Annotated in this window: 12 protein-coding genes; 1 reads left to right on the forward strand and 11 read right to left on the reverse strand. The window is 67.7% G+C overall.

All coding sequences use genetic code 11. From position 1 onward, the window contains the following. Positions 1–148: 148 nt before the first annotated feature. The 8 genes from sphsw_RS08975 to sphsw_RS09010 all read right to left on the reverse strand — a co-directional run bounded on the left by sphsw_RS08975 (position 149) and on the right by sphsw_RS09010 (position 10215). A complete protein-coding gene (locus sphsw_RS08975) occupies positions 149–526 on the reverse strand; it encodes a hypothetical protein (protein ID WP_235188337.1) in 378 nt (125 codons plus the stop codon). A gap of 64 nt (positions 527–590) precedes the next feature. Further along, a complete protein-coding gene (gene ftsH, locus sphsw_RS08980; protein ID WP_031440313.1) occupies positions 591–2570 on the reverse strand; it encodes an ATP-dependent zinc metalloprotease FtsH in 1980 nt (659 codons plus the stop codon). 80 nt (positions 2571–2650) lie between these two features. Then, positions 2651–3694: a tRNA lysidine(34) synthetase TilS gene (gene tilS, locus sphsw_RS08985; protein WP_031440314.1), complete on the reverse strand. Its 1044-nt coding sequence runs from the start codon at positions 3692–3694 to the stop codon at positions 2651–2653. Between the two features lie 31 nt (positions 3695–3725). Beyond that, on the reverse strand, positions 3726–4643 hold the full coding sequence (locus sphsw_RS08990) for a YbgF trimerization domain-containing protein (RefSeq protein ID WP_031440315.1): 918 nt from the start codon (positions 4641–4643) through the stop codon (positions 3726–3728). Positions 4644–4711: 68 nt separating this feature from the next. Beyond that, positions 4712–5581, reverse strand: coding sequence for a helix-turn-helix domain-containing protein (locus sphsw_RS08995; RefSeq protein ID WP_042466955.1), 870 nt, complete (start codon positions 5579–5581; stop codon positions 4712–4714). A gap of 102 nt (positions 5582–5683) precedes the next feature. After that, a complete protein-coding gene (ptsP, locus tag sphsw_RS09000) occupies positions 5684–7957 on the reverse strand; it encodes a phosphoenolpyruvate--protein phosphotransferase (RefSeq protein WP_031396191.1) in 2274 nt (757 codons plus the stop codon). Between the two features lie 94 nt (positions 7958–8051). Next, on the reverse strand, positions 8052–9077 hold the full coding sequence (gene ruvB / locus sphsw_RS09005; protein ID WP_031440317.1) for a Holliday junction branch migration DNA helicase RuvB: 1026 nt from the start codon (positions 9075–9077) through the stop codon (positions 8052–8054). A 76-nt stretch (positions 9078–9153) separates the two neighbouring features. After that, on the reverse strand, positions 9154–10215 hold the full coding sequence (locus sphsw_RS09010; RefSeq protein ID WP_031440318.1) for an SDR family oxidoreductase: 1062 nt from the start codon (positions 10213–10215) through the stop codon (positions 9154–9156). A 117-nt stretch (positions 10216–10332) separates the two neighbouring features. Between sphsw_RS09010 and sphsw_RS09015 the strand changes: the two genes are divergently transcribed. Beyond that, positions 10333–10764, forward strand: a complete 432-nt coding sequence (locus sphsw_RS09015) for a winged helix-turn-helix transcriptional regulator (protein ID WP_042466957.1) — start codon at positions 10333–10335, stop codon at positions 10762–10764. Positions 10765–10766: 2 nt separating this feature from the next. Here sphsw_RS09015 and ruvA read toward each other — a convergent pair whose 3' ends face one another. The 3 genes from ruvA to sphsw_RS09030 form a co-directional block, all read right to left on the reverse strand. Further along, the gene (ruvA, locus tag sphsw_RS09020; protein WP_031440320.1) at positions 10767–11366 is read right to left on the reverse strand and encodes a Holliday junction branch migration protein RuvA; all 600 of its coding nucleotides are present in this window, start codon (positions 11364–11366) and stop codon (positions 10767–10769) included. Beyond that, on the reverse strand, positions 11363–11869 hold the full coding sequence (ruvC, locus tag sphsw_RS09025) for a crossover junction endodeoxyribonuclease RuvC (protein WP_031395213.1): 507 nt from the start codon (positions 11867–11869) through the stop codon (positions 11363–11365). Before ruvC ends, ruvA begins: the two co-directional genes overlap by 4 nt. Before the next feature lie 201 nt (positions 11870–12070). Then, positions 12071–12814, reverse strand: a complete 744-nt coding sequence (locus tag sphsw_RS09030) for a YebC/PmpR family DNA-binding transcriptional regulator (RefSeq protein WP_031395214.1) — start codon at positions 12812–12814, stop codon at positions 12071–12073. Between the last annotated feature and the right edge of the window lie 181 nt (positions 12815–12995).

Genomic DNA, 12995 nt, shown 5'->3' on the forward strand with positions numbered 1-12995 from the left:
GCACCGTCGCGCTGCTCACCTTCGCGTTCACCGTGCTGATCGCGTTCGTCGTGCTGATCCTGCTGCACGGCCTGACGGAGTAGACCTGGCCGCCAGCGATTGCTTGGCCTCGCCTCGACGAGCCCCTCTCCGCGTCCGGCTCACGCGCTCACCGACACGGGTATAAGTTTGCCAGCACGCGCGCATAGCCGTCCTTCAACGGCCGCTTCTGATAACTCGCCGGCAAGTCCGACAGGCCGTCGAGCATGTCCATGATTCCCACCGACTCCCCCTCGGGGACGCAGGCGATCGGCGGCTTGCCTGCCGCGGCGCGCGTTGCACGTTCGGCCTTCAGCTGCGTCGTCGCGGCCTTCGCCTCGGCCTTAAGTGCCGGGAAGTCGGGCGACATCAGCGCCATCGGCCCCTGATCGCGCAACGCATTGGCGCGGGCGAGAAACGTCCCCACGGTCATCGCCGCGGACGCGGGCATCGCCATCCCGCCCACGAGCATCGCGGCAATCACGGCCTTGGGAAGCACATACGACATGGGCGGCCTTTCCGAAGAAAAGACCGCCCATGGAGGCATTTAGCTGACTAGCCGCTGAACCGGATCAGGCGCCTAGCGGGGTCGGCGTTCCGAACGGCCCATTGGGTCGCCGGGTCTTGGGGATCGACGTCCCCGCCTTTGGTACGAGGCTTGCCTTCGCACCCGGGTCCGGCCGGTCGAGATCTTCGCCAGCGATCAGCTGCTTGATCTCGTCACCCGTCAGCGTCTCATATTCGAGCAGCGCGCCCGCGACCGTGTGGAGCTGGTCGACATGATCGCTCAGCACCTGCTTGGCACGATCGAGACCGCCTTCGACGATCCGCTTGATCTCGTCGTCGATCAGCTGCGCGGTCTGGTTCGACATGCGCGACGGACGGCTCGACGAGTAACCGAGGAACGATTCACCCTCGGGCTCGCCATATTCGAGTGGCCCGACCTTGTCCGACATGCCCCAACGCGTGACCATGTCGCGTGCCAGACCCGTGGCGTACTGGATGTCGCCGCTCGCGCCCGACGAGACCTTGTCGTAGCCGAAGATGACCTCCTCGGCGACACGACCACCCATCGACACCGCGAGGTTCGCGTACATCTTGTCGCGGTGATAGCTGTAGCTGTCACGCTCGGGCAGACGCATGACCATGCCCAGCGCACGACCGCGCGGGATGATCGTCGCCTTGTGGATCGGATCCGACGCGGCCTCGTGCATCGCGACGACGGCATGGCCGGCCTCGTGATACGCGGTCATCCGCTTCTCGTCGTCGGTCATGACCATGGAGCGACGCTCGGCGCCCATCATGACCTTGTCCTTGGCCTCCTCGAACTCGGCCATCGCCACCAGGCGCTTGCCCTTGCGCGCCGCATGCAGCGCCGCCTCGTTGACGAGGTTGGCGAGATCGGCACCCGAGAAGCCCGGCGTACCACGTGCGATGACGCGGGCATCGACGTCGGGTGCCAGCGGCACCTTCTTCATGTGCACTTCGAGAATCTTGATCCGGCCCTCGATATCCGGCCGCGGCACGACGACCTGGCGATCGAAGCGGCCCGGACGCAGCAGCGCAGGGTCGAGCACGTCGGGACGGTTGGTCGCGGCGATGATGATGATGCCTTCGTTGGCCTCGAAGCCGTCCATCTCGACCAGCAGCTGGTTCAGCGTTTGCTCGCGCTCATCATTGCCGTTGCCCAAGCCTGCACCGCGGTGGCGACCGACCGCGTCGATCTCGTCGATGAAGACGATGCACGGCGCGGACTTCTTGGCCTGCTCGAACATGTCGCGCACGCGGCTCGCGCCGACGCCGACGAACATCTCGACGAAGTCGGAGCCCGAGATCGTGAAGAACGGCACCCCCGCCTCGCCAGCGATCGCACGGGCGAGCAGCGTCTTGCCGGTACCCGGCGAGCCGACCAGCAATGCGCCCTTGGGGATCTTGCCGCCGAGGCGGGCGAACTTGGTCGGGTCCTTCAGGAACTCGACGATCTCCTCCAGCTCCTCACGCGCTTCGTCGATGCCCGCGACGTCGGCAAAGGTGACCTTGCCTTCCTTCTGCGTCAGCATCTTCGCGCGGCTCTTGCCAAAGCCCATCGCGCCAGACCCGGAATTCTTCTGCATCTGCTTCAAGACGAAAAAGGCGATGCCGAGGAACAGCAGGAACGGCAGCGACTGATAGAGGAGCAGCGCCAGCATCGACGGCCCTTCCTCAGGCTTCGCGCTGATGGCCACGCCCTTTTCGCGCAGCTTTGGAACCAGCGTCGCGTCCTGGATCGGATAGGCCTTGAACTTCTCGCCGCTCGACAACGTACCCGAGATGATGTCGCGCGAGATGTTCACGTCCTTGACGGTGCCCTCGTCGACCTTGTCGAGGAACGCCGAATAGGCGATCGTGTTGCCGCCCGAGGTCGCGGTGCGGCCGTCGAACATGGTCACGAACAGCGCCAGCGCGACAAGAATGCCGACCCATATGAGCAGGCTCTTCATCCACGGGCTGCCATTTTCGGGGCCCTGTGGCTTGTTGCCGCGGTTGTCCCCTCGATTGTCATTGTCGTTCATGGGTGCCGGATACCTTTCGAACCTACAAGATAAGCGCGCGCAGGTTAATGGCAATGGAACAAGCCGCGACTTGGCAGCAATCAATGTGTCCGCGCGGGACGAATATACACCGAGCGACGTGGCGGCGCGGGACGGAAGCGCCAGACGCCCGCGCGCGGCGATGCGATCACCCCCGCCTGAGTCGCGCGCTTGCCCGCGATCAACGCATCGAGCAGCCGTTCGATATTGACCGCCGCGCTCCAGTCGCCCTCGATCGCCGCAACCGCGTCCGGCTCGGCGCCATCGCGCGCAGCCTCCGTCACCGCGTCGCGCACCACGCCGATCGCGCGCCGGACCATGCGGCGCAAAAGCTCGCGCGGCACGTCGCCGACGGTCAGCCGGACCTCGCCCGCCGCGACTTTCGCACGGTCGGCCCAGAGCCATTCGACCGCAGCGCGGACATCGGCATCCGCCTCCGCCAGTGCCGCGGCCGCGCGCGCCAGATTGGGGGTGCCCAGCCATTCGTTCGCGCCGAGCAACCGACGAAACCGCGTGCGGTCATGCCGATCGTCGTGGTTCGACGGATCGTCGAAGAACGGCACCTCGGCGCGGCGGACGATCGCGCGAAGCTCCGCCCGGCGCCAGTCGAGCAGCGGCCGGATGACGGGGATGCCCGCGACCTCGGTCCGGGCGCGCACACCTGCCAGCCCCGCCAGTCCCGACCCGCGCGCGGCGCGCATCAGGAACGTCTCGGCCTGGTCGTCGGCATGGTGCGCGGTGAGCACGCATCCCGCACCGATCGCGCGCGCATGGTCCGCGAGCAGCGCATAGCGGACGGTGCGCGCCTGCGCCTGAATGCTCGCCCCGGTGATCGGCTCGGTCGGTGCCAGCGTCGCGTGGCGGATGCCGAACGTCGCGCAATGCGCCGCCACCATCGCCGATTCGCCCGCGGCTTCGGGGCGCAGACGATGGTCGACGCTGGCCACGGTGAAACCAGTCCCGAGCGATTCCTGCGCGAGCGTCAGCATCGCCATGCTGTCGGGTCCGCCCGACACCGCGAGCACGGGCGATGTCAGCCCCGCGCCAAGCCTTGCAACCTCCGCTGCAAAACGCTGGGCCTCCTCGGTGAGGACAGGATCGCTCATCCTGCCGGCCACCACACGCCGCGATCTGCGCTCACTTGCACTTGGCGGTGGCTCGTCCGGCAGCGACCTTGGCGGTCATGTCGCGTGAGAGCTTGGCGCCATAGACGTCGTTGAGCTCGTCATACACCTTGCACGCATCGGCGGACTTGTTCAGCTTGGTCAGCGACTGGCCGAGATAATAGAGGCTTTCGGACGCCCGCTCACCATCGGGCATCTTCTTGTAATTGTCGTAGAATGCCATCGACGCGAGGCTCGGCTTGCCCTCGTCGAGATAGGCGCGGCCGAGCAGATTCTGTGCATAGCTCGCGCGCCGGTCCTTCGGATAGGTCGCGACCACCTTCTTCAGCTGCGTCTGCGCCTCGGCATAGCTCTTGGCCGCCCACAGCCGATAGCCGTAGAGATACTCGTCCTCGGCCGGATTGCCGGTCGACGGCTTCTCGACTGCGTTTGCTGGCCGCGCGGCGGCGGTGGCCCCCGATGGCCGCGCCGGCGGCCCGGCGTCCTCGTCCGGCCCCCCCGTGCCCTCGACGGCCGTTCCGGCTGCACCGGGCGCGCTGTTCGTCCGGGCGGCCTCGATCAGCTTCATCCGGTCGTCGGTTGCACGCCGATACGCGTCGAACTGCTCCTGCAGCTGGCGGATCTTGTACTCGGTCTGCTCGACCTGCCCGGTCATCGACGCAATCTGCTGTTCGAGCGAGGTCACGCGCTGCGCCAGATCGGCGACCGCGCTGGTGGCGGGCGTGCCAGGACCGGGGCCTGCGGTCGTCTGCGGACCCGTCACCTCGGGCTGCAGCAGCTGCCCTGCCCCGCCCGGGAACACCTTGCGCTGGACCGCGCGCATCTCGCTTTCGAGCTTGCCGACACGACCTTCGACGTTCGACTGTGCGGATGCCGCGACGGGCAGCGATGCACCGGCAAGCAGAATGCCGACGATGATGGACTTATGCATGGGCTATACCCCCCGGGGCACTGGATAAGACGAGCGATATAGCTGCAACATCATTCCTGTCGCCAGCCTTAAGGCGTTCCCGATGCATTGCCCGGTGCCCCCTCGGCGACGGCATCGCCACCGCTCGCGGCAGGCGCGCCGTTCAGCCGTGCGGCAATCGCCGGGGCGCCGACGCGGACGTCCTTGATCGCGCGTTCGCCGGTTCCCAGCGGCGGCACGTTCGAGCCGTTGAGCGTGACCGTCAGCTTGTCCGGGCGACCGACGTTGATCATCGGATCCTTCGCGTCGCGCGGCACGTCGAACCGGTCGCCGGCCTTCATCGTCCCCAGATACAGCGTCTTGTTGTCGGCATCATAGACGCGCATCCACACCTCGTCGGTCGCGGCAAGCGTGACCTGCCCGGTCTCCAGCGCCGGCGCCGCGGGCACCGCTGCGGGGGAGGCCGGCGTCGGGCTGGGCACTTCGGCGACCGTCGCCACCGATTCCGCCGCAGACCCGGACGTGGTCGCGCCGCCACGGAACAGGTCGGTCCCGTACCAGATGCCGACCAGGATCAGCACGGCCAGCGCGATGCCGAGCGCGATCACCGCAACGCCGCGCGAGGGTACGCGCGACGGATCGGACATTTCATAGGGTTCGTATTCGGGCGTGCGGCGCACGATCTTGCCGAGCTCGGCGCGCACGAGATTGGCCACCCGCACCTCGTCCGCGCCGACCGCGCGGGCATAGGCCTTGGCGAACCCGACCGCATAGGTCGACGACGGCAAAGTCGCGTAATCAGACGCCTCGATCGCCTCGAGATGCCGCAGCGGCACGCGCGTCCGGCCCCCGACATCGGCGATCGTCAGCCCCTGTGCCTCGCGCGTTGCACGCAGGATATCGCCGGCCCGTTCGGGCGAGGCGGGCGGAGGGATCTGCCCGGTTGCGACGTCGTCCATTCTTGTCTCCGATTATGGGCTGTAGCGCGCGCCCATCAAGGCGGGTCATGTTCCAGAGCCAATAACCCATGTCAACGCGAAGGCCCTAGCGAAACCCGCGCGTCAGGCCAGCTCGACCCCGTTTTCCGTTGCCCAGTCGGTCAGCACGGCACGCATGTCGCGCGGGGGATCGGCGAGCAGGGCCGTCATCTTCGCGGTGATCGCCGCCAGATCGAGCGAGCGCGCCATCGCCTTGATCGGCCCGACCGCCGCCGGGGTGATCGACAGCCGGTCGATCCCGATCCCCGCCAGCGCCATCGCCTCGAGCGGCCGCCCGCCCATCTCGCCGCACACGCCGAGATCGACACCGGCCGCGCGCGCAGGCTCGACGAGCCGGGCAAGGAACCGCAAAATCGACGGGCTCAGCCAGTCATAGCGCTCGGCGAGCTTGGGATTGGCGCGGTCGGCGGCAAACAGGAACTGTGTCAGGTCATTGGTGCCGACCGACAGGAACTGGATCTTGGGCAGCAGGATGTCGAGCATCTCGGCAAGTGCCGGCACCTCGAGCATCGCGCCGTAGCGGATCGTCGTCGGCAGCTTGCGCCCGCGCCCCGCCAGCCAGCTCCGCTGCGCCTCGAACAGCGCCTTGGCCTCGTCGAACTCCCAGGGCTCGCTGACCATCGGGAACATGACGTTGAGCGTGCGCCCCGCCGCTGCTTCCAATAGCGCGCGCGCCTGCACCTTCATCAGCCCGTCGCGTTCGAGCCCCAGCCGCAGCGCGCGCCAGCCCATCGCCGGATTTTCCTCATCCGCGGCGGCCTTGTTGAGATAGGGCAGCGCCTTGTCGCCGCCGATATCGACGGTCCGGAAGATCACCGGCCGATCGCCCGCCACCTCCAGCACCTCGCGGTACAGCCGCTGCTGGCGCTCGCGCTGCGGCAGCGTCGCGGATACGAGAAACTGGAATTCGGTCCTGAACAGGCCGATCCCGTCCGCACCGGTGATGTCGAGCGCGGCCGCATCGTCCCGCAACCCGGCATTGACCATCAGCGTCAGCCGATGGCCATCCTTCGTGATCGGCGGCACGTCGCGCAGCGCCGCAAACGCCGCCCTGCGCTTCTGCCGCAGCGCAAGTCGCGCCTCGAACGCCTCCTCCATCGCCGCGGAGGGTCGCGCGAACACATTGGCGTCGGCACTGTCGAGCAGCAGCAGATCGCCCTCGGCGATCAACCGCCGGACGTCGCGGACACGGCCGAGCACCGGCACGCCCATTGCCCGCGCGACGATCGTCACGTGCGCGGTCAGCGACCCTTCCTCGAGGATCACGCCCTTCAACCGGCGCTTGTCATACTCGAGCAATTCGGCCGGCCCCAGATTGCGCGCGATCAGGATCGTGTCCTGCCTGAGCCCCATCTGCGCGGCGGTACCCATCTGGCCCGACACGATCCGCAGCAGGCGGTTCGCCAGATCCTCGAGATCGTGCATCCGGTCGGCGAGCAGCGGATCGTCGATCTGCCGCATCCGCTGGCGGGTACGCTGCTGGACGCGCTCGATCGCCGCCTCCGCAGTCAGGCCGGAATCGATCGCCTCGTTGATCCGCCGCGCCCAGCCCTCGTCATAGGCGAACATCTTGTAGGTCTCGAGGACCTCCTCATGCTCGCCGCCGACGCCGAACTCGGCCTCGCGCGTCATCCGCTCGATGCCTTCGCGCATCTTGTCGAACGCGGCATAGACGCGGTGCCGCTCGGCATCGGTGTCCTCGGCGACGGTATGCTCGATATGGATGCGCGGCTGGTGGAACACGGCAAAGCCCGCGCCCATCCCGTCCACCAGCTTCTGCCCCGGGATCCGCATCGCCGCGGTCGATTGCGGGCGATCCGATCCGCCGCCCGCGGTGTCGATCAGCCCGGCATTGGCGATCAGCTCGCTCAGCACCATCGCGACGGTCTGCAGCGCCTCGATCTCGACGTCCTGATATTTGCGCGTTTCGGCATGCTGCACTGCAAGAACGCCGACCGCGCGTTCGCGCCGGATGATCGGAACCCCGGCAAAGCTGTGATAGCGCTCCTCGCCGGTCTCGGGCTTGTAGGCGAAATCGGGATGGCTCGCCGCCTCGTCGAGATTGAGCACCTCGACCTGCTGCGCGATCGTGCCGACCAGCCCCTCGCCCAGCGCCAGCTTGGTGACATGCACCGCCTCCTGTGCAAGGCCGCGCGTCGCGAACAGCTCGAGCACGCCCTCGCGCAGGAGGTAGATCGAACAGACCTCGCTATCGATCGCCGCGGCGATGATGCCGACGACCGAATTGAGCTTGGCTTGCGCGGTCGTGCGCGCGGCCATCACGTCGTGAAGGCTGGTGAGGATCTCGCGGGCGGAGGCGGCGGCCGAAACGGGCATGGGGAGGAGCTACCAGATCAAGCGCTTGGGTGCCACGCAACAAAAGTATTCTTCTGCGCAAGCCCGGTCTATCGTCATTGCTGCGTGCCCTGCCTCAAACGTCGAACAACCCGTCCTGGCTCCCGACCGGCGGATTGAGGCCCAGATGCTTCCACCCGCCCGCATTCATGCACCGCCCGCGCGCGGTCCGCGCGACGAGGCCGAGCTGGATCAGATAGGGCTCGATCACCTCTTCGATGGTGTCGCGCGGTTCGCTGAGGCCCGCTGCCAGCGTCTCGACCCCGACCGGCCCGCCGCGATAGATGTCGGCGATCATCATCAGATAGCGCCGGTCCATCGCGTCGAGCCCCAGCGCATCGACCTCGAGCCGGTTGAGCGCGGCGTCGGCGGTGCGCGCATCGACGATCTCGGCGCCCGCGACATCGGCAAAGTCGCGAACCCGGCGGAGCAGCCGCCCGGCGATGCGCGGCGTGCCGCGTGCGCGCCGCGCCACCTCCATCGCCCCGTCCTTCGAAATCGCGAGCCCGAGCAACCCAGCCGCGCGCGTCACCACCCGCTCGAGCTCGTCGACGGTATAGAATTGCAGCCGCACCGGGATGCCGAAGCGATCGCGCAGCGGCGTCGTCAGCAGCCCCTGCCGCGTCGTCGCACCGACCAAAGTAAAGCGCGGCAGGTCGATCCGCACACTGCGTGCCGAGGGCCCCTCGCCGATCATCAGATCGAGCGCGCGGTCCTCCATCGCTGGATACAGCACCTCCTCGACCGCGGGCTGCAGCCGGTGGATCTCGTCGATGAACAGCACGTCGCCATCCTCGAGATTGGTCAGCAGCGCGGCAAGGTCGCCCGACTTCGCGATCACCGGCCCCGAGGTGGCGCGGAACCCCACCCCCATCTCGCGCGCGACGATTTGTGCGAGCGTGGTCTTGCCGAGCCCCGGCGGCCCGAAGAACAGCACATGGTCGAGCGCATCGCCGCGTGCCTTGGCCGCCTGGATGAAGATCCGCAGATTCTCGCGCGCGGCCTTCTGCCCGACAAATTCGTCGAGATTCTTGGGGCGCAGCGCCGCATCCACGTCCTCGGGGCGGCGGGCTGGCGTGAGCAGGCGTTCGGCATCGGTCATCAAACCCGTTCCCTACCCGTTCACGCCCGCCCCTGTCACCCCGTCGCGCGCGTCCCGCCCGACCGGCCTACCGAATTCACGGGATCAGTCGGTCCGCGCGGAGCTGTGCGAACAGGTCGAAGAACGCATCGTCGGTCGGCTGGTAGCGCGTAAAGCCCATCCGCCGGCTCTTGCCCATGTCGGTGACGACCTCGATCGGCCGACCAAGATCGGCATCGGTGTGCCACGGGGAGGCGAGACGCGTGAGATCGGCCTCGACCAGCCCCTCGCGCTCGGCGATCCGCTGCCACACGACCGCGTCATCCGCCATCTGTTCCTCAAGCGGGACGATCGTGCCGTCGAACGGCGCCGCCTCGATCCCGAACCAGTCGGCGATCCGCGACCACATCCAGCTCCAGCGGAACACGTCGCCATTGACGATGTTGAAGTCCTGGTTCGCCGCCTCGGGCGTCGTCGTTGCCCAGACGAGCTGTGCCGCGAGCTGACGCGCGTCGGTCATGTCGGTCAGCCCGTTCCACTGCGCCGCCGATCCCGGAAAGCGGAACGGCCGCCCGGTCTCGCGGCAGAGCGTCGCATAGGCCGCCAGCGTCGTCCCCATGTTCATCGCATTGCCAACCGCCTTGCCGATCACCGTATGCGGACGGTGCACGCTCCAGCTGAAGCCGTCGCGCTCGGCAGCCGCGAACACCTCGTCCTCCTGCGCATAATAGAAATTCTCGACCTCGAGCCGGCCCTGCTCCTCGCGGAACGGCGTCTGCGGCAGCACGCCCTTACCATATGCCTCGAATGGCCCGAGATAATGCTTCAGGCCTGTCACCAGCGCGACATGCCGCACCGACTTGGCGGGACGCAGGCCGTCGAGCAGGTTGCGGACCATCGCGCCGTTGACGCGGATATTCTCCGCCTCGGTCGCCTGGCGCGACCAGGTCGAGACGAACACCGCGTCGGGCGCAAGATCCTTCAGCGCGGCGGCGGTGCCTGCCGCGTCGGTCAGGTCGGCAGCGACCGGGTGCACGCCGGGCTGGTCGGACGGACGCCGCGCGAGGCCATGGACCGTCCATCCCTGTTCGATCAGCAGCGCCGCCGTCGCGCTGCCGACAATACCGCTCGTGCCAACCACCAATGCCGTCCGGGCCATCGTCATTCTCCGTTTCGCTTGAACGCAGTAGCTAGGCATCGCCAGCGACGCGTTCTAGACGGCACCATTCGGGGCCCCGGGCACCTTTCGGGATCCAGCGACGTTCAGGAACCCAGTATGACAACGCCCCCCAACTCTGATCTCGCCCCCGATCCTGCCCCCGTGACCGACGACTGGCGCGAGGACTGCGCACCGCGCCGGGTGCTCGACCTGTTTGCGACCAAATGGACGAGCATGGTCCTCCACACGCTCGACGCGCGGCACGAGGGCGGCGCGCGCACCGGCGTCCTCCACCGCAGCCTGCCCGGCATTTCGAAGAAGATGCTGACGCAGACGCTGCGCGACATGGAAACCAGCGGGCTGATCCTGCGCGACGTGCTCGCGACGATGCCCCCCGCGGTCGAATATAGTCTGACGCCGCTCGGCAGGCGGTTCGTCGAGCCGGTCAATCTGCTCTACGACTGGGGCCGCACCAATGCCGATGCGCTCGACGCGTTCGGCCCCGGCCCCGCGCCCCGCCGGTCCGCCAAACGGCCGAAGACCGACTGAGACTAGGGCTTCGACGCCTTGCGCAGCGCCAGCCGGACGAGCGCGTCGAGCGTCGCGCCCGGCCCCAGTTCCTCGTCCGCCGCCGCCACCGCGACGCTCGCCTCGGCGGGCCGGAACCCCAGGTTGAGCATCGCCGACACGGCGTCCGCCGACGCGCCCGGCGCCGCATTGACCACCGCGGGCCCGAGCCCGAGCGCGATCCCGCCGACCTTGTCCTTCAATTCCATGACGATGCGCTGGGCGAGCTTCGGCCCGACGCCGTTCGCGCGCGCGACCATCGCCTTGTCGCCGCTGGCGATCGCGCGCGACAGGTCGACGGGTTCGAGCGCGGACAGGATCGCGAGCGCAACCCGCGCGCCGACGCCCTGCACCGCGGTCAGCAACCGGAACCAGTCGCGCTCGTCCGCACTCGAAAATCCGACGAGCCGCTGGAAATCCTCGCCGACCAGCAATTCGGTGAAGACGGTGCAGGCCTCGCCGATCGGCCCGAGGGCCGACAGCGTGCGTGCCGACGCGCCGACCAGATAGCCGACGCCGCCGACATCGATCACCGCATGGTCGATCCCGGTCGAGTCGAGCCGGCCCTTCAGATGGACGATCATGCGCCTACTCCCGTACGTCGCGACAGCGCCGCCGCGCTCGCGACATGATGCGCGTGCGTGATCGCCACCGCCAGCGCGTCGGCGGCATCGGGGCCGGCGAGTTTCGCGCCAGGCAGCAACACCGCCATCATCGCCTGAATCTGTTTCTTGTCCGCGCCGCCGGTGCCGACGACGCCTTTCTTGACGGTCGAGGGGTGGTATTCGCCGATATGCAGCCCCGCCCCCGCCGCCGCGAGCAGCACCACGCCGCGCGCCTGCCCCAGCTTCAGCGTCGACTGCGCATTGGTGTTGCCGAGCACCTCCTCGACCGCGGCTCCATCGGGCCGCTCGGCGCGGATGACGTCGAGGAGTGCAGAGTAGAGCGCCGTCAGCCGCCGCGGCAACGCCATCGAGGGATCGGTCCGGATCTGGCCATTGGCGATATGGCTCAGCCGGTTACCGTCCGCACGGATGACACCCCAGCCCGTGGTGCCGAGGCCAGGGTCGAGTCCGAGGATGATCATGCGAAGAAGGAAGACTGGTTCGCGCGGAGGCGCGGAGGCGCGGAGGGGGTGCGCACTCGGCTCTCGTCGCGCGTTAGCGCAACTTTCACGCCATCGGGCTTGCCTGCAGGTGTGACGCCGCTGGCGCGGAAGACGCGTGCGCGAAGCACCTCTCTCCGCGCCTCCGCGTCTCCGCGCGAACCAATCCTTCTTCTCACTGGCTCAACCCAGCGTCTCCATGATCTCGTCCGAGATCTCGTAATTGCCCCACACCGTCTGCACGTCGTCGTCATCGTCGAGCGCGTCGATCAGCTTGAACAACGTCGCCGCATCGTCCGCATCGACCGCGACCATGGTCTGCGGCCGCCAGGCGAGCTTCGCGCCCTCGGCCTCGCCAAGCTTCGCCTCGAGCGCCTTGGCGACTTCGTGCAGATCGCCCTGCGCGGTCCAGACCTCGTGCCCGTCCTCGCTCGACGTCACGTCCTCGGCCCCCGCCTCAAGCGCAGCCTCGAACACCGTGTCGGCATCGCCCGCGCTCGCCGGATAGGAAATGAGCCCGACGCGGTCGAACGCATGGCTGACCGACCCGCCGGCACCCAGGTTACCGCCATTCTTGCCGACCGCAACGCGCACGTTGGTTGCGGTACGGTTGCGGTTGTCGGTCAGTGCCTCGATGATCAGCGACACGCCGCCCGGCCCGAAGCCCTCATAGCGGATCTCTTCGTAGTTCTCGGCGTCGCCGCGGCTCGCCTTGTCGATCGAGCGCTGGATGTTCTCCTTGGGCAGCGACGCCGCCTTGGCCGCATTCACCGCCGCGCGCAGGCGCGGGTTCATGTCAACATCGGGCAGGCCCATCTTGGCCGCGACCGTGATTTCCCGGCTGAGCTTGCTGAACGCCGACGAGCGCTTCTTGTCCTGCGCACCCTTGCGATGCATGATGTTCTTATATTTGGAATGGCCTGCCATCTGTGCCTCTATAGCTGATGCGCCGCTCTTAGGCTCCGGCACCCGATTTCGCCAGAGCATCGATTTTTCCCTCAATCGCGTCGAGCCGCGCGAGCACCAGATGGTCGATCTTGTGATGCACGCGCAAAATGTCGAGCTCGGCGCGCAGATTGGTCTCGTAATCGAGGCTCGCGGCGAGCCG

Origin of the sequence: Sphingomonas sp. FUKUSWIS1 (genome assembly GCF_000733135.1) — a bacterium.
Classification (GTDB): Bacteria; Pseudomonadota; Alphaproteobacteria; order Sphingomonadales; family Sphingomonadaceae; genus Sphingomonas; species Sphingomonas aerolata.

What these genes read in the sequence shown, in the direction of transcription:
- tilS (WP_031440314.1), bottom strand. Translation starts at nt 3,694, where the DNA reads ATGAGCGATCCTGTCCTCACCGAGGAGGCCCAGCGTTTTGCAGCGGAG.
- ftsH (WP_031440313.1), bottom strand. Translation starts at nt 2,570, where the DNA reads ATGAACGACAATGACAATCGAGGGGACAACCGCGGCAACAAGCCACAG.
- ruvA (WP_031440320.1), bottom strand. Translation starts at nt 11,366, where the DNA reads ATGATCGTCCATCTGAAGGGCCGGCTCGACTCGACCGGGATCGACCAT.
- ruvB (WP_031440317.1), bottom strand. Translation starts at nt 9,077, where the DNA reads ATGACCGATGCCGAACGCCTGCTCACGCCAGCCCGCCGCCCCGAGGAC.
- sphsw_RS08990 (WP_031440315.1), bottom strand. Translation starts at nt 4,643, where the DNA reads ATGCATAAGTCCATCATCGTCGGCATTCTGCTTGCCGGTGCATCGCTG.
- ptsP (WP_031396191.1), bottom strand. Translation starts at nt 7,957, where the DNA reads ATGCCCGTTTCGGCCGCCGCCTCCGCCCGCGAGATCCTCACCAGCCTT.
- sphsw_RS09030 (WP_031395214.1), bottom strand. Translation starts at nt 12,814, where the DNA reads ATGGCAGGCCATTCCAAATATAAGAACATCATGCATCGCAAGGGTGCG.
- ruvC (WP_031395213.1), bottom strand. Translation starts at nt 11,869, where the DNA reads ATGATCATCCTCGGACTCGACCCTGGCCTCGGCACCACGGGCTGGGGT.
- sphsw_RS08975 (WP_235188337.1), bottom strand. Translation starts at nt 526, where the DNA reads ATGTCGTATGTGCTTCCCAAGGCCGTGATTGCCGCGATGCTCGTGGGC.
- sphsw_RS08995 (WP_042466955.1), bottom strand. Translation starts at nt 5,581, where the DNA reads ATGGACGACGTCGCAACCGGGCAGATCCCTCCGCCCGCCTCGCCCGAA.
- sphsw_RS09015 (WP_042466957.1), top strand. Translation starts at nt 10,333, where the DNA reads ATGACAACGCCCCCCAACTCTGATCTCGCCCCCGATCCTGCCCCCGTG.
- sphsw_RS09010 (WP_031440318.1), bottom strand. Translation starts at nt 10,215, where the DNA reads ATGGCCCGGACGGCATTGGTGGTTGGCACGAGCGGTATTGTCGGCAGC.